The organism is Lichenicola cladoniae, assembly GCF_013201075.1.
GTDB lineage: Bacteria > Pseudomonadota > Alphaproteobacteria > Acetobacterales > Acetobacteraceae > Lichenicola > Lichenicola cladoniae.
This window is the reverse complement of record NZ_CP053708.1, coordinates 4,679,733-4,697,813: the sequence shown is the minus strand read 5'-3', so window position 1 is coordinate 4,697,813 and position 18,081 is coordinate 4,679,733. Positions and strand designations below refer to the sequence as shown.

The following is an 18,081-nucleotide window of genomic DNA, read 5'->3' as shown; positions in this document are numbered from 1 at the left end:
TGGCAACCGGTGCCCCGTCAAGAAGTCGAAGAAGACCGGTCTGCGGGGTCGAAGGACGCCGGGGTCAGCCAGTAGCGCCCGGCGACAGCCCGGTCGCCCCACCATGTCGCCAACCGGGTCAGCAGCCCGACATGACGAGGCTGCGACACGATCTCGCCGGACAGGGCGCCGGCAGTGCATACGCCCTGCATCACGACGTCCTGGGTCGGCAGCGTCAGGTGCAGGGTGCACTCCCCGGTGCCGGCCGTCGGCCCGGCAACCAGACGTCCGGACACCATGCCCTCGGCGATCAGGCGACGATCCGTCCGGAACAGGATCGCCTCGCCGTGCAGCGACCCGTCGGCGGCCGGAGCCGACAGCCCCATCGAGAGATGCATCGTCGGCGGGTCGATGGCGTCCTGCAGTCCGGGCACGGTTCCCTGGAGTTCTCCTCCATAGCGGAACGGCTGCGATGCGATCCGCAGCATGGTGGCGCCCGGATTGGAGCCCGGGGCCGAAGACGCCGCGATGGCGCTCACCGGCAGGCAGCAGGCCGTTATGGCAAGCGCCCAGCTCGTATGGATCCGCATCGGCGCGTTCTCCTCTATCGCCAGCCCAGCCAGCCCTTCCGCCAGAACCAGATCAGCGGCAGCACGATCGTGGCCCCCATCAGGACAAGCGCATACTCGTAGCCGAAGCTCCAGTTCAGCTCCGGAATATTCTTGAAGTTCATCCCGTAGATGCTGGCGATCAGGGTAGGTGGAATGCCGACGATGCTGACCACGGTCAGGATCTTGATGCCGTTGCTCTGCTCGATGTTGATGAAGCCGAGCGTGGCGTCGAGCAGGAACTGCACCTTGTTGCTCATCTGGATGGCATAGTCGGTCAGAGAGCCGATATCCTTGCCCAGCAGCCGCAGCCGGCCGGCCAGCCGTTCCGGACATGCGCGCTCTGTGTTCTCGCTGATGTAGAGAATGATCCGTTGCAGCCCGAGCAGGCTGTCACGCGCAGAGGAAATCAGGTCCGCTTCCTTGCCGACCTTCTGCAGCATGTCCCGCAATAGGCGGTCTACATTCTGCCCGCTCGGCTCGGCCGAGTGGAAGACGCCCTTCGAGAGCTGGTCCAGGTCGCGCGCGGATAGTTCGAGCAGGTCGGCGATCCGGTCGATGAACCCTTCGAGCAGCATCACCAGTGTGTCGGCGCTGCCGTGCGGCGAAGTATGCCCGGACATGCGTCGGCTGACGGTCTCGAACACCGGGAAGTCGGTGTAGCGGATCGACACCAGCCGATCGTGGCTCAGCACGAAGCCGACCGGTGAGGTGAACGAGACGTCGTCGATCCGCCTGACCAGCGGCGTCGAGAGATAGAAGGTCTGCTCTTCCATATAGACGCGGCTGGAACTCTCGATCTCCTCGACGTCCTGACGGGTCGGCATGCGGAGCCCGGTGATCGCTGCCGCGAGCGCCCGCTCTTCCTCGGTCGGGTTCAGCAGGTCGAGCCATGCTGCCTCGTCGCTCTCCGCTTCGGACGTCACGGCAATCGGCGGACCACCGGAAGGATGGGCAAGGAACATAAGCAGACCTCGATCGGATGTACGTGATAACCGATAGACGCGCGACCGTGTCAAACCATGGCTTTGCATCCCATATCGGTGAGGCGTGACCTTCCGTGACCCCTGCGCTAGGAAGACGCCGTCCCGGAGATCGCCTCGTGAGCCCGCTGCCTCTGTCCGCCACACCAGTTTCCCGTTCGTCCAGCCCGACGCTGGATCCCGCCATCCCGGTCTCGGTCCAGCTCGCCGAGCGGACCGCCGACCTGCGCCGCGAAACCCTCCGCCCCAACACGCTGCGGTCCGGCCCGGACGAGCGTGGCCGGTTCGGCATCTTCGGCGGCAGGTTCGTAGCCGAAACGCTGATGCCGCTGATCCTGGAGCTGGACCAGGCCTACGAGGCGGCCAAGGCCGACCCGGAGTTCCGGCGCGAGCTCGACTACTACCTCAAGGATTACGTCGGCCGCCCGAGCCCGCTCTGGCATGCCCGCCGGCTGACCGCCGAGCTGGGCGGTGCGCGCATCTACCTGAAGCGCGAGGAGCTCAACCACACCGGCTCGCACAAGCTCAACAACGTCATGGGCCAGATCCTGCTGGCCCGCCGCATGGGCCGCACCCGCATCATCGCCGAGACCGGCGCCGGCCAGCACGGCGTCGCCACTGCGACCGTCTGCGCGCTGTTCGGGATGAAATGCGTCGTCTACATGGGCGCCACCGATTGCGAGCGACAGAAGCCGAACGTGTTCCGGATGCGCCTGCTCGGTGCCGAGGTGCATGCGGTGACGACCGGTGCCGGCACCCTCAAGGACGCGATGAACGACGCGATGCGCGACTGGGTCGCCAACGTTGCCGACACCTACTACCTGATCGGCACGGTCGCTGGCCCGCACCCGTATCCGGCGATGGTCCGTGATTTCCAGTGCGTCATCGGCGACGAGACCCGTGTTCAGCTGCATGAGGTCGAGGGCCGCCTTCCGGATGCGGTCGTGGCGTCGATCGGCGGCGGCTCCAACGCGATGGGGATTTTCCATCCGTTCCTGGACGATGCCTCGGTCAGGCTGATCGGCGTCGAGGCAGCCGGGCGCGGCCTCGACAGCGGCGAGCAGGCCGCCAGCATAAGCCGCGGCCGTCCGGGTGTGCTGCACGGCAACCGCACCTACCTGCTGCAGGACGAGCACGGCCAGATCCAGGAAGCACATTCGATCAGCGCCGGGCTGGATTATCCCGGCATCGGGCCGGAGCATTCGTGGCTGCACGATATCGGCCGGGCCGAATACGTAGCGATCACCGACGACGAGGCGCTCGCCGCGTTCCAGCTCTGCACCAGCACCGAGGGCATCATCCCGGCGCTCGAATGCGCGCATGCCCTGGCGCACGTGGCAAAGATCGCGCCGGCGATGGGCAAGGACGAGATCATCGTGATGAATCTCTCCGGTCGGGGCGACAAGGACATCTTCACCGTCGCCGAGCATCTGGGCGTAAGCCTGTGAGCCGGATCGCCGCCCGGTTCGCCGCCCTCAGGCAGGCCGGTCGCGGCGCGCTGATCCCGTATCTCGAAGCAGGCGACCCTGACCTTGACACCGCGGCGGCTATCCTGCGCGGCATGCCGGGTGCCGGTGCCGACCTGATCGAGATCGGCGTTCCCTTTACCGATCCGATGGCGGATGGACCGACCATCCAGGCGGCGTCCAAGCGCGGATTGCTGGCCGGTGCGACGCTCGGCCGCACGCTGTCGATGGTGGCTAGCTTCCGCGAGCACGACGTCGACACGCCAATCATCCTCATGGGCTACCTGAACCCGATCGACAGCTACGGCCCTGCACGTTTTTGTGCCGATGCCGGGCGTGCAGGGGTCGACGGGCTGATCGTGGTGGACCTGCCGTCGGAAGAAGCCGACCTGCTGGAAAACCATGCCGCCGAGCATGGTCTCGACATCATCCGGCTGGTCGCCCCGACCACCGATGAAGTCCGGCTGCCCACCGTGCTCCAGGGCAGCTCCGGCTTCATCTATTACGTCAGCATCACCGGCGTGACCGGCACCCGTACCGCGTCCGAGGCCGATCTGGTCCTGGCCCTGCCGAACCTGCGCAAGGCGACCGACCTCCCGGTGGCGATCGGCTTCGGCATCCGCACTCCGGCCCAGGCGGCTGCGGCCGTCAGGGTGGCGGACGGTGCGGTGGTCGCCTCTGCCCTGATCGAGACGCTGGCGAAAAGCCTGGACCGGCACGGCCAGGCCGGTCCCGATACGGTAAGCCTGGTGCTCGACCAGGTCAGGATGCTGGCCGAGGGCGTCAGGACGGCACGCGTGGGCGCACAGGTTAAGGAAATCGTCGCATGAGCTGGCTGACCACTTACGTCCGGCCGAAGATACGCAACCTGCTCGGCAAGCGGGACGTGCCAGACAATCTCTGGACGCAGTGCGAATCCTGCAACCAGATGATCTTCAGCAAGGACCTGCAGAAGTCGCTGAACGTGTGCCCGCACTGCGGTCATCACATGCGCGCCCTGGTGAACGACCGGCTTGCCTGGACCTTCGATGACGGCCAGTTCACCCGCATCGAGCTGCCCAAGGCGCCGGCCGATCCTCTCGGCTTCCGCGACCAGAAGAAATACACCGATCGCCTCAAGGAAAACCGCACCAAGACGCATCTCGACGAGGCGCTGGTCGTGGCGCACGGCACCATCGTCGGTAACAAGGCCGTGGTCGCCGTCATGGCGTTCGAGTTCATGGCCGGCACGATGGGTGCGGCTCTAGGTGAAGGCATCGTCGCCGCCGCCCGGCTGGCCGTCCTGCAACAGGCGCCGCTGGTCATCTTCACCGCATCCGGTGGAGCCCGCATGCAGGAGGGCATGATCAGCCTGATGCAGATGCCGCGCACCACCATCGCCGTGCAGATGGTGAAGGAAGCGGGCCTGCCCTACATCGTCGTGATGACCAACCCGACCACCGGTGGCGTCACTGCGAGCTTCTCGATGCTGGGCGACATCCAGATCGCCGAGCCCAACGCCCTGATCGGTTTCGCGGGCCCCCGGGTGATCGAGCAGACGGTGCGCGAAACCCTTCCCGACGGCTTCCAGCGCTCCGAATACCTGCTGGCGCATGGCATGCTCGACATGGTCGTCCAGCGGTCCGAGATGCGCACGACGCTGGGCCGCCTGCTCTCCCTGCTCGGCACCAGGGATACGCTGGTCAAGGCTGCCGCCTACGCGGCCTAGCCCATGCTGTCGCCCGAGTTCAGTGGCCGTAGCGTTCTCGTGCTGGAGCGGCTGCAGCGGCTTTATCCGGCACTGATCGACCTCAGCCTCGGCCGGCTGGAAGCGCTGCTCGGCAAGCTGGATCATCCGGAACGGAAGCTGCCACCGGTCATCCACGTTGCCGGCACCAACGGCAAGGGCAGCACCTGCGCGCATCTTCGCGCGATCGCCGAGGCGGCCGGGCTCAGCGTGCACGCAACCACCAGCCCGCATCTGGTCGACGTCACCGAGCGGTTCCGGGTCGCCGGCCGACTGGTGACCGAGGCGCATCTGGTGGCGACGCTCGAGCGCATCGAGCACGTCAATGCCGGTGCACCAATCACCGTGTTCGAGGTGCTGACCGCCTGCGCGTTCCTGCTGTTTTCCGAAACGCCGGCGGACCTGGCCATCATCGAGGTGGGGCTCGGCGGCCGTTACGACGCGACCAACCTGCTCGCAGGCCCCGCCGCCTGCGCCATCGCATCATTGTCGATGGACCATGAAGGGTTTCTCGGGAACACCCTGGCCGGTATCGCACGGGAGAAGGCCGGCATCATCAAGCCGGGATCGCCGATCGTAACCGGGCGGCACCAGCCGGAAGCGCTGGCCGAGATCGTCGCGGAAGCCGATCGGCAACAGGCGCCGCTCCTGCTGCGCGACCGCGACTGGACCATCGAGCGCACCACGAACGCCGCGCAGCCGCTCCGCTACCAGGACCGGCATGGGGTGGTGGACCTGCCATTGCCCGGCCTGGACGGCCCGCATCAGATCGACAATGCCGGGCTGGCGATCGCCGCGCTGCGCGCATCGGGACTGGCACTTCCGGAGCATGCCTTCGCCGGCATCGCGCAGGCGACGTGGCCGGCACGGATGCAGCGCCTGACCGGCCGATTGGCGACGACCCTGCCGCCAGGCTGGGAGCTCTGGCTCGATGGCGGCCATAATCCCGGCGCCGGCCTGGCACTCGCGGCAACGCTCGACGGCTGGTCGGACCGGCCGGTGCATCTGCTGGTCGGCATGAAGCAGAGCAAGGACCCGGCCGGCTTCCTCGCACCCCTGCTGACGCACGCCGAGACCGTCTGGGCGGTCTCGGAGCCGGGGCAGCATCTCGCTCTCCCGGTCGAGGCCATCGTCGCATCATCGGGCGGAGTGGCCCGGCCCGGCCCGACGGTGGTCCAGGCGCTCTCGAGCCTGTTCGAAACGCCCCGCCCGCCTGGCAGGGTGCTGATCTGCGGCAGCCTGTACCTGGCCGGCGAGGTGCTCAAGCTCGATGGCTGGGTGCCGGACTAGCGGGCTGCGGGCGGTCCTTGTTGCGTTTCATGTCCGCGCGGTCTTTCCTGGGCTATTACCAGTTACGGGGTCAGGACAATGCGCAAGGTGATCTTCGACACCGACCCGGGCGTCGACGACGCGATGGCCCTGCGCTTCCTGACCCGGCGTCCGGAACTCGACCTGCTGGGCGTCACCACGGTGCACGGCAACGCCGATATCGACACCGTCACCCGCAACGCGCTCTTCCTGAAGGACCGGTTCGGTTTTCCCGCGCCCGTGTCGCAAGGGTCGGGCGTCACCCTGCTCAATCGCCAGGGTAGTCCCGCCGGCCATGTGCATGGCTCGAACGGGCTCGGCGACATCGACATCCCCGATACGATCCGGTCCACGGTGGATCTGAGACGCGGTCATCGGTTCATCATCGACCTGATCCGTGCGAACCCGCACGAAATCACCATCATCGCGGTCGGCCCGCTGACCAATCTCGCCCGCGCCCTGGACAAGGACCGCGAGATCGCCCGGCTGGTGCAGGGCGTCGTGGTCATGGGCGGTGCGTTCGGCATGCACGGCCATACCGGCAACGTATCCCCGGTCGCCGAGGCCAACATCTCCAACGACCCCGAGGCCGCCGACGTCGTGTTCACCGCACCCTGGCCGGTGACCATCATCGGCCTCGACGTCACCCAGCAGGTGGTGATGGATGCGGCGTATCTCGAACGCCTGCGCCGGGACGGCGGCGAGGACGGGCAATTCCTGTGGGACCTCAGTCGCGGCTACCAGGCGTTCCACCAGCGCACCCGCCGCCTGGACGGCATCTTCACCCATGACAGCCTAGCGGTGGCCTATGCCGTCGCTCCGGAGTTGTTCACCATCAGGCGGGGCCCGGTCCGGGTGGTCTGCGGCGGGCTCGCCTCGGGACAGACGATCCAGAAGCCGAAGCAATCCCCGTTTCCGGTCGGCGCCTGGGACGCGCACCCCGAGCAATCGGTAGCGGTCGATGTCGATGTTGCCGGCGTGCTTGCGCTCTACGCCGGCACGTTCATCCCTGCCGGTCCTGTGCAGGCCCACCGGTAAGCAGGTAGCACGCACAGCCGGCGCTGCGGGATGCGTGCGGGTCCGGCTCCAGCAGCGTCTCGACGGCAAACCGCCGCATCCGCAGCACGACGAAATCGGCTGGCCCATCCAGGATAAAGTCGAAATCCTCCGCCAGCACGGATAGCCAGTAGGCCACCCCGGGGCGCTCGGTGAGAATGACCGGATCCTGTGCGCTGACGACCAGGCCGTTATCCAGCGCGACCTTCGCTTCGGCCCGGTTGGTCACATGATAGAGGTAGGAATCGGTCCGGTCGTTCGGACGCAGGTTCCGATGATCGACCTGTTGCAGCAAGACCGTTTGCGGATCGAGATGGTATGGCGCCGACATGTCGGGCTCGGGCTCGGGCTCGGGCTCGGGCTCGTGGATCGGTTCGGGCCCCGGCTCCTCTACGGCCGACGCCGGTGCCAGCTCTGGCTCGATTGCCTCGGCTTCCGGCAAGTCGGCCTTGGGTTGTGCCGCTTCGGCTACCGTCGGTTCGGCCTCGACGGGCTCGATCGCTTCCGGCGCCGCTTTCGGCTGTAGCGGCTCAAACAGGTCTTCCGCCTGCGGCTGCGGTTTCGGCTTGAGAACCCGGCGTTTTGGTGTGGGTGCGGCACGGACCGGAGCGGATGTCTCGATATCCTCGGGCAGCGTCTCGTTCACGTCCGGCTGCGTCGGCAGTTCCAGTTCCGGCAGCGCAAGCTCGTGCGTCCGCATGGCAACGCGGCCGGCAGTGCCTGGGACACGTCCGGTTCGCGCCGCGGCGATCCGGCGGCGTAGCGAGGCGTCCGAAGGCTGGTCTGGCATGGCAACGCCGAATTTGGCATCGGAACCGGCACTGCGCCAGTAGTGTGCGACCGCCTCGTCCGGATTCCGGGCGCTGCTGATACGTCGCAGCACCTGTCCCTGCTGATCCTCGATCCTGAAAATCGGCCTGCGCGTGACCGGACTGATGAAGCCGCTTTGTCTGACCCGGATTTTGCTGTTGTTCGTCAAAGCCTGCGCGTTCATGTTTGCCCTGGACACAGTAGCGAAATATTACCGTGTTACAGGTTGCGACGATTATTCGCCGCAGGATTGGATGGGCCAGAATAAGCTGTTTTTATAGTTGTCCGGCCCGGTTGGTCAACCGCTCGTACAGGCTGCACACAGGCCTTCGACTTCGACGGTAGACCGGTGCGGCATGAAACCGGCGGTCTTTGCCGCAGTGCTCAGCGCCGCCGCGACATCGTCGTTCTCGAGTTCGATCGTGCGCCCGCATCGAGTGCAGATCAGGAACTGTGCTGCATGGTGGTGGACGGCCCCATCGCCGTGATGGTGGGGTTCCCCGGTTCCCGCCGGATGCACGCAACCGACGAACGCCGACAATCTCTCCACCTTGTGCACGAGCCCCTGGTCGAGCAGAAAATCCAGCGCGCGATAAACGGTCGGTGGCGCGGCGCCTTTGTGCGCGGCCCGCAGACGGTCGAGCAGGTCGTACGCGCCGATCGGCGTCTCGCTGTCCAGCACCAGCCCCAGCACTTGGCGGCGCAACTCGGTCAGCCTGGAACCACGCTGGTCGCAGATGACCCCCGCCCGATCCAGCAATCCTGACGTGGCCGGGCTGAAACCAGCCGGCTGCCCCTCGTCGTCCTTGGTCTGCATGGCGCCTCTTTCGATCCCGCACGTTATAGTATAACAGTTCCGACCCTGTTGGGAGAGCCCGGATCATGAAGCGGATACAGACCACGGCCACTTGGCTGGCGATCCGGCTCGCCCTGGGCGTACTGGGCCTGCATTGCATTTCCGCGCATGCGGCGACACCGCTGGTCATCGTCGCGGCCGAGGATGTCTACGGCAACGTGGCGCGTTCCCTCGGAGGTCCACATGTAAGTGTGACCAGCATCCTGACCAACCCCGACCAGGACCCGCATCTCTTCGAGGTCAGCCCAAGCGTTGCCCGGGCGGTCGCCGGTGCCGCGATCGTCGTCTCCAACGGCATCGGCTACGATCCCTGGATGGCGGCACTGGTTGCCGCCACTCTCGCCCACGGCAGCCCGCCCCGGTCGATCCTGGTCGTCGCGGACCTGGTCGGGCGTCATGCAGGAGACAATCCCCATCTCTGGTACGATCCGGTGACCATGCCGTCCTATGCCCGCGCCCTGGCGGCACAGCTGTCGCGGCAGGATCCAGCCAACGCGGTCGATTATGCCGCCCGGCTGGCTCAAGTGCTGGCCACCATCGCGCCGGTCGCGGTGCGTGTGGCTGCGCTGAAATCCCGCTACGCCGGCACGCCGGTCACGGCCACGGAGCCGGTGTTCGGAGCCATGGCATCGGCACTCGGGCTCGACATGCACAACCAGCGCTTCCAGCTTGCGGTGATGAACGACACCGAGCCGGCCGTATCCGATATCGCCATGATGGAACAGGATCTCCGGCTCGGGCGCGTGAGGCTGCTGTTCTTCAACAGCCAGGCGACCGACAGCGCAGCGCAGCGCCTCAGGGCCGTTGCCCAGCGGGCGGGCATCCCGGTGGTCGGCGTCACCGAGACCGAGCCGCATGGCCTGGACTACACGCAGTGGATGCTGGCAGACCTCGATGCCGTCGACCACGCGCTCGATCGCCCGCGCGGTCACCCATGAAGGCCGCCATCGCGATCGCGGATGCGACCCTGGTCCAGGGCGGGCGGGCGGTATTGTCCAACATCTCCCTCGAGATCGGTTCCGATGAATTCATCGGCGTGCTCGGGGCGAACGGCGCCGGCAAGACCACCCTGATGCGGGCGATCCTGGGTCTCCTGCGGCCGGCGACCGGACATATCGAGGTGTTCGGCCATCCGGTCCGGCGCGGCAATCCGCTGATCGGCTACATGCCGCAGATGCGGGCGCAGGTCGCGCCACGCCTCAGCGGCACGACGATGGTGATGGCGGCACTCGACGGTCATCGTTGGGGCATGCAGCTGCCGAGTGCCGCCGCCGGTCGCGAAGTCGACCGCGTGCTCGGACTGGTGCAGGCGACGTCGCTCGCGGCACGACCCCTCGCAGAGCTGTCCGGCGGCGAACGCCAGCGGCTGCTGCTGGCACAGGCGCTGCTGGGCGAACCGAGGCTGCTGCTGCTCGACGAGCCGTTGATCAGCCTGGATCCATCCAGGCAATCCGAGGTGGTGGCGCTGGTGCGCTCTCTGCAGCGGACACTCGGCATCGCGGTGCTGTTCAGCGCGCACGAGCTCAACCCGCTGCTCGGCGCACTCGATCGCGTGCTCTATCTCGGTCGCGGTCATGCCGCCCTCGGCAGTGTGGACGAGGTCATCACCTCGTCAAGTTTGTCCCGCCTGTATGGTGCGGCGATCGAGGTCGTACGGCTTGATGGCCGGATCTTCGTGATGTCCGATGCCCACGACATGGAGCGCGACGCGCACGGTCCGTGTCATGTCCACTCGCACGATCATGCCCCTGCAAGGTCCGCGTGATGCTGTCCGGCCTGTTCGCCTACGGCTTCATGGTCAATGCCTTCGCCGCCGCGACCATCGTGGCACTGGTGGCCGGGCCGGTGGGATTCTTCCTGGTGCTGCGCCAGCAGAGTTTCGCCGGCCACGCCCTGTCCCATGTCGGCTTCACCGGCGCCACCGGCGCGGTCCTGCTGGGCCTGCCGCCGCTATGGGGGCTCGTCGCGTTGACCCTGCTGGCCGGCCTGGCGATGGGACTGCTGGGCGAGAAGGTGGCTGGCCGGGACGTGGCGATCGGCATGGTGCTGGCGCTGTCGCTCGGGTTCGGCCTGCTGTTCCTGCACTTCTTCACCGCCTACGCATCGCAGGCGACGGCGCTGCTGTTCGGCAACGTGTTCGGTGTCGATTGCGCCACGCTCTGGACGTTGCTGGTGCTCGGGGCACTTGCCCTGTCAGGCCTGGCGATCATCGCGCGGCCCCTGCTGTTCGCCAGCCTGCAACCCGAGCTTGCCGAGGCGCGTGGGGTGCGCCTGCGGCTGGTCTCGGTGCTGTTCCTGGGATTGGTCGGACTGGCGACCGCGGGCTGCGCGCAGATCGTCGGCGTGCTGCTGGTGTTTACCCTGATGGTCGGGCCGGCCGCGGCGGCTCAGCGTGTCACAAGCTCTCTCTGGGCGGGGATCGCCCTGTCGGCTCTGCTGGCGCTGGTCGAGGCCTGGGGCGGTATCATGCTCGCCTGGGCCACCGACTGGCCGGCAAGCTTCTGGATTACCGCCCTCAGCGCCGCGGCGTACCTGCTGTCTTGCCTGACACCGCGGTCTTCGTCTCGTCGGTCGCCGGCGCCAGGTCTTCTTCCAGCACGGTGATGTGGATCGAGTAGGACACTTCACCCTCGTCCTCGTCACGATGCACGGTGCCGATGACTTCCTTGTCGATCGCCAGCTCGACCGTGGCACCCTTGCGCGGAGGAGCCACGACCATGACTTTTTCCGAGCCGAGCAGCTTGCGCAGGTAGGCCTGGACGCGGGTGATATCGGAAGTGTTCATGGAACGATCTTTCAAGTCCGTTGGGCCCGGTGGGATAGGCCATAATCGCCGCCGATGAAAACGAAGATCACGCGAGAGCGGCAAACAGGCTCTCGGCCAGGGCTGCCCGGGAGAAATGGCGCTCGGCAAACGCGACCTGCACGGCCGAGTTGACCGCCCAGCGCCGGTCGTCCAGCAGAAGCATGACGAGCCCGGCAGCCAGCCCGGCCGCGTCATCGGTCACCGTCGCCACCTGCTCCAGCCCCGGTATTCCTTCCGCGCCGATCGACGTGGTGACCAGGGGCAGGCCCTGCTGCAGCGCCTCGACCACCTTGCCTTTCACCCCGGCACCGACCCGGAGCGGTACGATCGACGCACGCGCCTCGAGATAGATCGCCGCAAGCCCGGCCTCGCTCAGGTTGCCGGTCACGGTGATCCTGTCGCCATCAGACAGCGCCCGCACCTCGGCGGTCGGATGCGATCCGGCCAGTACCAGCCTGGTCGCCGGCACCCGCGCACGGACCAGCGGCAGGATCTCCCGGACCAGCCATGTTGCCGCATCGATGTTGGGTGGATGCGCGAACCCGGCCACGAACAGGATCACCGGTTCAACGGGTGGTGCGCCCCGTGCGCGGAAGCGGTCGAAGCTGAACGGGACGATTCCGCGCGCCGGCGCCCCGGGAACCAGGGACCGGACCTGAGCCGCTTCCGCCTCCGACGGATACAGCAGCACGTCGAACATGCCCCAGAGCCGTCGCTCGAGCTTCTCCATCTCGTTGGCTTCCGCCGCCAGGGCAGCGTCACCGAGCAGGATGGCCTGACGCCGCATCCGCACATGATGGATATCGACGCCATAGAAGCTGAGGCGTGCCTTCGTGTGAGAGAGCAGATCCGAGATGTACTCGTCGGCGACCTCCGGCCGGATCGCCAGCACATGGTCGAGCTCGGCGCCGTTCCGGGCGATCCACTGCGGAAAGTTCAGGTCCAGGCGACCATCCAGCACCTCGATGCCGATTGCTTCCAGCAGTTGGGTATAGTCGTTGTGCGTGCGGTTCTGCGGCCAGAACTTCACCACCCACCCGGCGTCCCGCAGCGCCGTCACGATGCCCATGGTCGAGCGCGATCCGGCATCGCGATCCGGCTCCGGAACATAATGGTCGATGACCAAGATGGTCGTACGTCCCTTCGCATGCTCCGGCGCCCGCATCGGGTCGGTCCCGGACGGGCTATGCTCAGAGGCCAGAAGCTGCGGCCAGCGCGCCAGCAACCGATGCCGGTTCACCTCCTGCTGCGCCTTGATACCGGATGTGGGATCGGTACCGTGCGACACCCCCTCATGGTGGATCACCACGCTGGCCGGCTGGTACATCACCCGCAAGCCCCGTGCGCGGATCCGGAAGGCCAGATCCACATCCTCGTAGTAGGCGGGCGCGAACAGCGGATCGAAGCCCCCGAGTGCTTCAAACAGGTCCCGCTTCAGCAGGATCGACGCGCCGGAGATGTAGTCGACCTCACGCACGGTATTGTACCGGGGCAATGTCGGATCATCGCCTCGGCCGTAGTTCCAACCGGTCCCGTCCTGCCAGATGATGCCGCCCGCTTCCTGCAGCCGCCCATCCGGGAACAGCAGCTTGGAGCCGACCAGCCCGACATCCGGCCTAGCCTCCGCCAGGGCGACCAACTCGTCGATAAACCCGGGCAATGGCTCGGTGTCGTTGTTCAGGAACAGCAGGTAGCGGCCGCGGGCCAGCAAAGCGGTGGTGTTGCAATTGTGCAGGAAGCCAAGATTGGATTGGTTGCGGACCAGGCGCAGCCCGACGATGGCGTCCAGCACCATCATGTCCGGATCGCCCGACGCGTCCTCGGCAACGATGACCTCGAATGGCGTCATGGTTCGCGAGGCCGCAATCGCCTCGAGGCAGATCAGCGTGACCCCGGCCTGTCCGTAAGCGGGGATGATGACCGACACCATGGGAGTGGTCGTGGTCGGCAGCACCGGCGGCACGGATTGCACGACCGGTCCGTGATCCGCATGTACAGGCAAAGCGATCGCCGCCCGATACGCGGTCCTCGCCCTGAGCCGCATCGGCAGCTGCAGTGTCGCTGTCCACCACAGGGCCTTCAGCGCCTGCCGGGTCCGCCGCACGACCTTGGGACGCTGGTCGAGGAGGTGCCGCATCGGCCAGGTGGCGCGCCAGAACCGGCTTGCCCGGTGGGCTGCCAGATGCAGCCGAAGCAGCGCGATCTCCGCATCCTGTTGCTGCACGTGCGCATCGATCACGCATCGGTCCGGATCCGGCACAGGGAGAGCCGCCGCTCCAGCGGCCCGCTCGTCTCCGAACACACTATCCATGATGGTTGCCGGCAGCGCCGACCGCGAACGATCGCGACGCGACGCTACGAGATCAGGCTGCGGCCGCGCGCGATCAGCTCGAGCTCGATCTTGACGTCGGGCGTATCGAAACCGCCGACCAGGCGCAGGGTCAGAGCGGGCCTTGCATCGCCGAACGCATCGCGCAGCAACGGAAAGCAGGCCGGGAATGCGTCAGCATCGTGCACCAGGTAGATCACCCGGACCACGTCGCTCATCGACAGTCCGACCGCCTCGAGAGACTGCGCCCCGTTCATCAGCGCCTGTCGGCACTGTTCGGACAGACGTCGCGGAAACCCACCCTGGCGGCGATCGAAACCGGTGACGCGCCGCACCCGAACCTCCTGTCGGCCCTCCCCGGGACGGCGCTCGATCCGCGACGTCAGGGTGGGTTCGGGATCGTGCAGCTGCGTCCTCGTCGTGACCGACACCATGAACGCTCCAGTTCGGGTTTCGTCACAACTGCGTTAGAATGGCGGATTTTTCAAATCAATATTTATCCAGTGTTCACGATTTCAGCATCAAATCGCAAAACTCGGGTCGTTTGTCGATAGTATCGAGGACCTTCGGATGGCCACCCTGCATGCAAGCTCAACGCCTTTGACGATCCATGGCAGCAGCGGTGCGCTCCATGGCCAGGCCGTACTGTTGCTTGGTCGCCCCGGCGCCGGGAAATCCGATCTGCTGCTTCGCCTGCTCGATCGCGGCTTCGAACTGGTCGCAGACGACCAGGTCATTATCGAGGCCGGACTGATCTCGCCGCCGGCTGCGCTTGCCGGACTGATCGAAGTTCGCGGGCTCGGACTGCTACGGATGGCATACGTTGCCCCGGTGCCGCTGTTGCTGGTCGTGGCGCTGGACAACGTGGCTGAGCACGAGAGGCGTACCGAGCAACCTTCTGATCGCGGAACCGCCCGGCTGCCGACCCCAGGCCACCACGCCGGGCTCGGCGTGCCGATGATACGGACCGAGCCATTCCACGCCTCGGCGCCGCTACGGGTCGAGATCGCCCTCGACTGCCTGGCGGGGCGCAGGTCGCTCTCGTGCGGTGGCCTTAGTCCGTCCCAATAACATTGCAAATCATACATATCTGACACGTGCGTAACACATGGATCACATCGTAAGAATCCGCTGCAACCCGTTCTGCCGCACCATATCCATGAGGTCCTGCCCACATTGAATCCGTCTGCCCGATCTGTTGCAGCACGGCCAGAGCACGAACTGTTTCTGGACATGTCGTGGACAATGCTGTGGTTAGCTCGGAACAGGTGAAAAGAGTGTCCATGGACCAGGTGTCCGTCTGTTTGCCCGGCCGAATAGATCAGGCGACAGTATCGGATGGCAGTTCGTCCCTGGATGCGTCCACCGGGACGGCTCCGGCCGGATCGATCCTATGATCGGCCTGGTGCTGATCACCCATGGCGATATCGGCGCATCACTTCGCGCCGCCATGGAGCATGTGGTCGGCAAGCAGCAGCAGATGGCGACCCTGTCGATCGGTGCCGACGACGACATCCAGGCCCGCCGCCGCGACCTCGAAGCCGCGATCGTCGCAGTCGATCACGATGACGGCGTTATCCTGCTGACCGACATGTTCGGCAGCACGCCCTCGAATCTCGCGATCTCGATGCTGGAGCGTGGTGACATCGAGGTCATCGCCGGCGTCAATCTGCCGATGCTGGTCAAGCTGGCCAAGGTCCGCTCGAACCGCACGCTGGACGAATGCATCGACATCGCCGAGGGAGCCGGCCGCAAATACATCGCGGCTGCCTCGCGACTGCCCGAGACATGCCTCGGCGGTGCCGTGTGCTGCAAGGCAATCGACGCGGCCCTGGAACCGGTGATCGACGCTCCGGTCCGCAGACGCCCCGTCACGGTCGCCGGCTGACCGGCCTGCGGTTCGGCGCGTATGGCGACTGCAGATAACGAACCGGACCGCGAGCCGGTGGCCTCACAACCCGACCTGCTGACCAGAACCGTCACTATCGTCAACCTGCGCGGCCTGCACGCGCGCGCCGCTGCCCGGTTCGTGGTGATGGCCGAGCGCTTCAACACCCCCGTCGATGTGTCGCGTGACGGCCAGGTGGTGTCAGCACGCTCGATCATGGGCCTGATGATGCTGGGCGCCGGCCGGGGCGCCAGCATCATCCTGCAGGCCGAGGCGGACGGGTGGGATGCGCAGGAAGCGCTCGACGCGCTCGCCACGCTGGTCGAGGCTGGCTTCGATGAGCAGGACTGACGACAGCGGCAGATCGGTTCCGTCCCGGCCAAGAACCAGGGCGTCCGGCCCCAAGCCTGCCAGCGCCAGGGCTACGGCCCCCACGCCGGTGCAGGAACGACGTTTCTCGGGCCAGGGGATCTATCCCGGGATCGCCATCGGTCCGGTCGCCTTCGCCGCCGAGGCCCCGGCGCCGGTGGCTCCGCGTAATCTGCAGAGCTCCGAAATCGCATTCGAGACCGCGCGGCTCGACGAGGCGGTGCAACGGTCGCTGCGCCAGCTCGAGAAACTGAAATCCAGGCTCGCCTTCCTGTCCGAGGAGAGCCAGGCCGAGATCGCGCCACTGCTCGACGTCTATCGCCAGATGCTCGGACCGTCCCGGCTGTTGCGGAACGCCGCTGCCCGGATCGTCAGGGAGAAGCTGAACGCCGAAGCCGCGGTGATGGTGGAAGCCGAGGCATTGGCCCAGCTGCTCACCCCGTCACGCCTGCCCGGTGCCGTGGCGCTCGATGGCGAGGAGGCCGCTGCCGCCCTGCGTCGCGCCGAGGAAGTGCGCGAGATTGGCCGCCGGCTGATCCGCAACCTGACCCGCGCACCGTTCCGTTCCTTCGCCAAGCTGCCGGCCGGGGTCATCCTGGTCACCGAGCAGCTGCGTCCCTCGGATGCCGCCCTGATCGACCCGGCCCGGATCGCCGGGGTGGTGATGGATGATGGCGGCACCGCAGATCATACGGCGATCATGCTGCGCGCTTTGGGGATTCCCGCCGTGCTCGGGGTCGCCGGGATCACCGCGCAGGCCCGTGCCGGCTGCCAGATCGTGGTCGATGGCGGTGCCGGTCTGGTCACCCTCGATCCCAGTCCCGACAGCATCCAGACGGCGCGCCGGGACGTGGTGTCATACGCCAAGGAGCGGCAGCGGCTCGGGCGATTGCGCCGGCTGCCGGCCAAGCTCACGGGCGGCGAGGCGGTCGAGCTGCAGGCGAACCTGGAACTGCCGGCCGAGCTGCCGCTGATCGCCCAGGCCGGTGCGGCCGGGATCGGCCTGCTGCGCACCGAGTTCCTGTTCATCAATGCCGACACCCTGCCCGACGAACTCGAACAGGAAGAGGCCTATCGCAGCATCATCGACGCCATGGGCGGCGAGTGCACCACCATCCGCCTGCTGGACTGGGGCGGCGAGAAACAAAGCGAAGCCTTGAGTTCGGTGGGTTTCTTCACCGGAACCACCGATCTCAACCCCGCCCTCGGCCTGCGCGGGCTGCGACTGCTCCTGCAGAATCCGCTGGTGATGGAAACCCAGCTGGCGGCGATCCTGCGCGCTGCCCGTGACGGACACGTGCGCATCCTGCTGCCGATGGTCACCACCCTGGCCGAGCTGCGTATGGCACGCGAGATCTATGACCGTGTTGTACGGCGCCTGCGACGCCGCGGTGTCCGCCTGCCCGACAAGCTGCCGCAGCTCGGCATCATGATCGAGACCCCGGCCGCGGCACTGGGCGCCGAGACGCTGGCGCTCGAGGCCGAGTTCCTGGCGATCGGCACCAACGACCTCACCATGTACACGCTCGCGGTGGACCGCGCCTCGAACGACGTCGCGTCGCTTTACGACCCGCTGCATCCGGCGGTGCTGCGGCTGATCGGCCACGCCACCGATGCCGCGCTGCGCCTGCGCCGGCCGGTATCGCTCTGCGGCGAGATCGCCGGCAATCCGCTGGTGGTGCCATTGCTGATGGGCATGGGCCTGCGCTCGTTCAGCATGAACGCCTCGGCGATCCCGCGCGTGAAGCAGGTGGTGCGGCAGGCGGCGCTGGATGAATGCCGCAGGCTTGCGCGGCGCGTGATGGAGGAGAGCGACCCGCACCACATCTCACGCCTTCTCACCGAGTTCGCGGCGAGATAAGCCCCGCCTGCACCCCGCTTGCCCGACCCGGGATAG

19 protein-coding genes are annotated in these 18,081 nt (G+C 66.7%); 12 read left to right on the top strand and 7 right to left on the bottom strand.

Features of this window, described 5'->3' with window-relative positions:
* Positions 1-17: 17 nt before the first annotated feature.
* Together HN018_RS21305 and HN018_RS21300 are read right to left on the bottom strand one after the other, a co-directional pair.
* Positions 18-569 (bottom strand): hypothetical protein, encoded by a 552-nt coding sequence (locus HN018_RS21305; protein ID WP_171836928.1) that lies wholly within the window; start codon positions 567-569, stop codon positions 18-20.
* A gap of 14 nt (positions 570-583) precedes the next feature.
* Positions 584-1,552 (bottom strand): magnesium transporter CorA family protein, encoded by a 969-nt coding sequence (locus HN018_RS21300; protein WP_171836929.1) that lies wholly within the window; start codon positions 1,550-1,552, stop codon positions 584-586.
* Positions 1,553-1,794: 242 nt separating this feature from the next.
* Here HN018_RS21300 and trpB point away from each other — a divergent pair, with 242 nt between their 5' ends.
* The 5 genes from trpB to HN018_RS21275 all read left to right on the top strand — a co-directional run bounded on the left by trpB (position 1,795) and on the right by HN018_RS21275 (position 7,108).
* Complete coding sequence (gene trpB, locus HN018_RS21295; protein WP_239479357.1) at positions 1,795-3,018, top strand: tryptophan synthase subunit beta; 1,224 nt, start codon at positions 1,795-1,797, stop codon at positions 3,016-3,018.
* On the top strand, positions 3,015-3,866 hold the full coding sequence (gene trpA, locus HN018_RS21290) for a tryptophan synthase subunit alpha (protein ID WP_171836930.1): 852 nt from the start codon (positions 3,015-3,017) through the stop codon (positions 3,864-3,866). Before trpB ends, trpA begins: the two co-directional genes overlap by 4 nt.
* Positions 3,863-4,744 carry an acetyl-CoA carboxylase, carboxyltransferase subunit beta gene (gene accD / locus HN018_RS21285; protein ID WP_171836932.1) on the top strand — a complete coding sequence of 294 codons (882 nt, stop codon included), beginning with the start codon at positions 3,863-3,865 and terminating at the stop codon, positions 4,742-4,744. Before trpA ends, accD begins: the two co-directional genes overlap by 4 nt.
* Before the next feature lie 3 nt (positions 4,745-4,747).
* Positions 4,748-6,052: a bifunctional folylpolyglutamate synthase/dihydrofolate synthase gene (locus HN018_RS21280; protein WP_171836933.1), complete on the top strand. Its 1,305-nt coding sequence runs from the start codon at positions 4,748-4,750 to the stop codon at positions 6,050-6,052.
* A 78-nt stretch (positions 6,053-6,130) separates the two neighbouring features.
* Positions 6,131-7,108, top strand: coding sequence for a nucleoside hydrolase (locus HN018_RS21275; RefSeq protein WP_171836934.1), 978 nt, complete (start codon positions 6,131-6,133; stop codon positions 7,106-7,108).
* On the opposite strand, the gene HN018_RS21270 is transcribed toward HN018_RS21275, so the two are convergent.
* Together HN018_RS21270 and HN018_RS21265 are read right to left on the bottom strand one after the other, a co-directional pair.
* A complete protein-coding gene (locus HN018_RS21270; RefSeq protein ID WP_171836935.1) occupies positions 7,074-8,105 on the bottom strand; it encodes a hypothetical protein in 1,032 nt (343 codons plus the stop codon). The genes HN018_RS21275 and HN018_RS21270 overlap by 35 nt on opposite strands.
* 129 nt (positions 8,106-8,234) lie before the next feature.
* The gene (locus tag HN018_RS21265; RefSeq protein WP_171836936.1) at positions 8,235-8,753 is read right to left on the bottom strand and encodes a transcriptional repressor; all 519 of its coding nucleotides are present in this window, start codon (positions 8,751-8,753) and stop codon (positions 8,235-8,237) included.
* Positions 8,754-8,818: 65 nt separating this feature from the next.
* On the opposite strand from HN018_RS21265, the gene HN018_RS21260 reads away from it, so the two are divergent.
* The 3 genes from HN018_RS21260 to HN018_RS21250 are packed head-to-tail and all read left to right on the top strand — an operon-like array spanning position 8,819 to position 11,396.
* On the top strand, positions 8,819-9,730 hold the full coding sequence (locus tag HN018_RS21260) for a metal ABC transporter solute-binding protein, Zn/Mn family (RefSeq protein WP_171836937.1): 912 nt from the start codon (positions 8,819-8,821) through the stop codon (positions 9,728-9,730).
* Entirely contained in the window at positions 9,727-10,557 is an 831-nt protein-coding gene (locus tag HN018_RS21255; RefSeq protein ID WP_171836938.1) for a metal ABC transporter ATP-binding protein, read from the top strand. Before HN018_RS21260 ends, HN018_RS21255 begins: the two co-directional genes overlap by 4 nt.
* Before the next feature lie 11 nt (positions 10,558-10,568).
* Positions 10,569-11,396: a metal ABC transporter permease gene (locus HN018_RS21250; RefSeq protein WP_171837061.1), complete on the top strand. Its 828-nt coding sequence runs from the start codon at positions 10,569-10,571 to the stop codon at positions 11,394-11,396.
* Here the strand turns inward: HN018_RS21250 and HN018_RS21245 are convergent.
* From HN018_RS21245 to HN018_RS21235, 3 genes are all read right to left on the bottom strand, one after another.
* Positions 11,308-11,577 (bottom strand): DUF3126 family protein, encoded by a 270-nt coding sequence (locus HN018_RS21245; RefSeq protein WP_171836940.1) that lies wholly within the window; start codon positions 11,575-11,577, stop codon positions 11,308-11,310. The genes HN018_RS21250 and HN018_RS21245 overlap by 89 nt on opposite strands.
* A gap of 67 nt (positions 11,578-11,644) precedes the next feature.
* Positions 11,645-13,837 (bottom strand): glycosyltransferase, encoded by a 2,193-nt coding sequence (locus HN018_RS21240; RefSeq protein ID WP_172443505.1) that lies wholly within the window; start codon positions 13,835-13,837, stop codon positions 11,645-11,647.
* A gap of 116 nt (positions 13,838-13,953) precedes the next feature.
* A complete protein-coding gene (locus tag HN018_RS21235; protein WP_171836942.1) occupies positions 13,954-14,361 on the bottom strand; it encodes a Rid family hydrolase in 408 nt (135 codons plus the stop codon).
* Between the two features lie 136 nt (positions 14,362-14,497).
* Between HN018_RS21235 and HN018_RS21230 the strand changes: the two genes are divergently transcribed.
* From HN018_RS21230 to ptsP, 4 genes are all read left to right on the top strand, one after another.
* Positions 14,498-14,998: an HPr kinase/phosphorylase gene (locus HN018_RS21230; protein WP_171836943.1), complete on the top strand. Its 501-nt coding sequence runs from the start codon at positions 14,498-14,500 to the stop codon at positions 14,996-14,998.
* A 322-nt stretch (positions 14,999-15,320) separates the two neighbouring features.
* A complete protein-coding gene (locus HN018_RS21225) occupies positions 15,321-15,815 on the top strand; it encodes a PTS sugar transporter subunit IIA (protein ID WP_171836944.1) in 495 nt (164 codons plus the stop codon).
* 21 nt (positions 15,816-15,836) lie between these two features.
* Complete coding sequence (locus HN018_RS21220; protein WP_171836945.1) at positions 15,837-16,166, top strand: HPr family phosphocarrier protein; 330 nt, start codon at positions 15,837-15,839, stop codon at positions 16,164-16,166.
* Complete coding sequence (ptsP, locus tag HN018_RS21215; protein ID WP_171836946.1) at positions 16,153-18,045, top strand: phosphoenolpyruvate--protein phosphotransferase; 1,893 nt, start codon at positions 16,153-16,155, stop codon at positions 18,043-18,045. Before HN018_RS21220 ends, ptsP begins: the two co-directional genes overlap by 14 nt.
* Positions 18,046-18,081 lie beyond the last annotated feature (36 nt).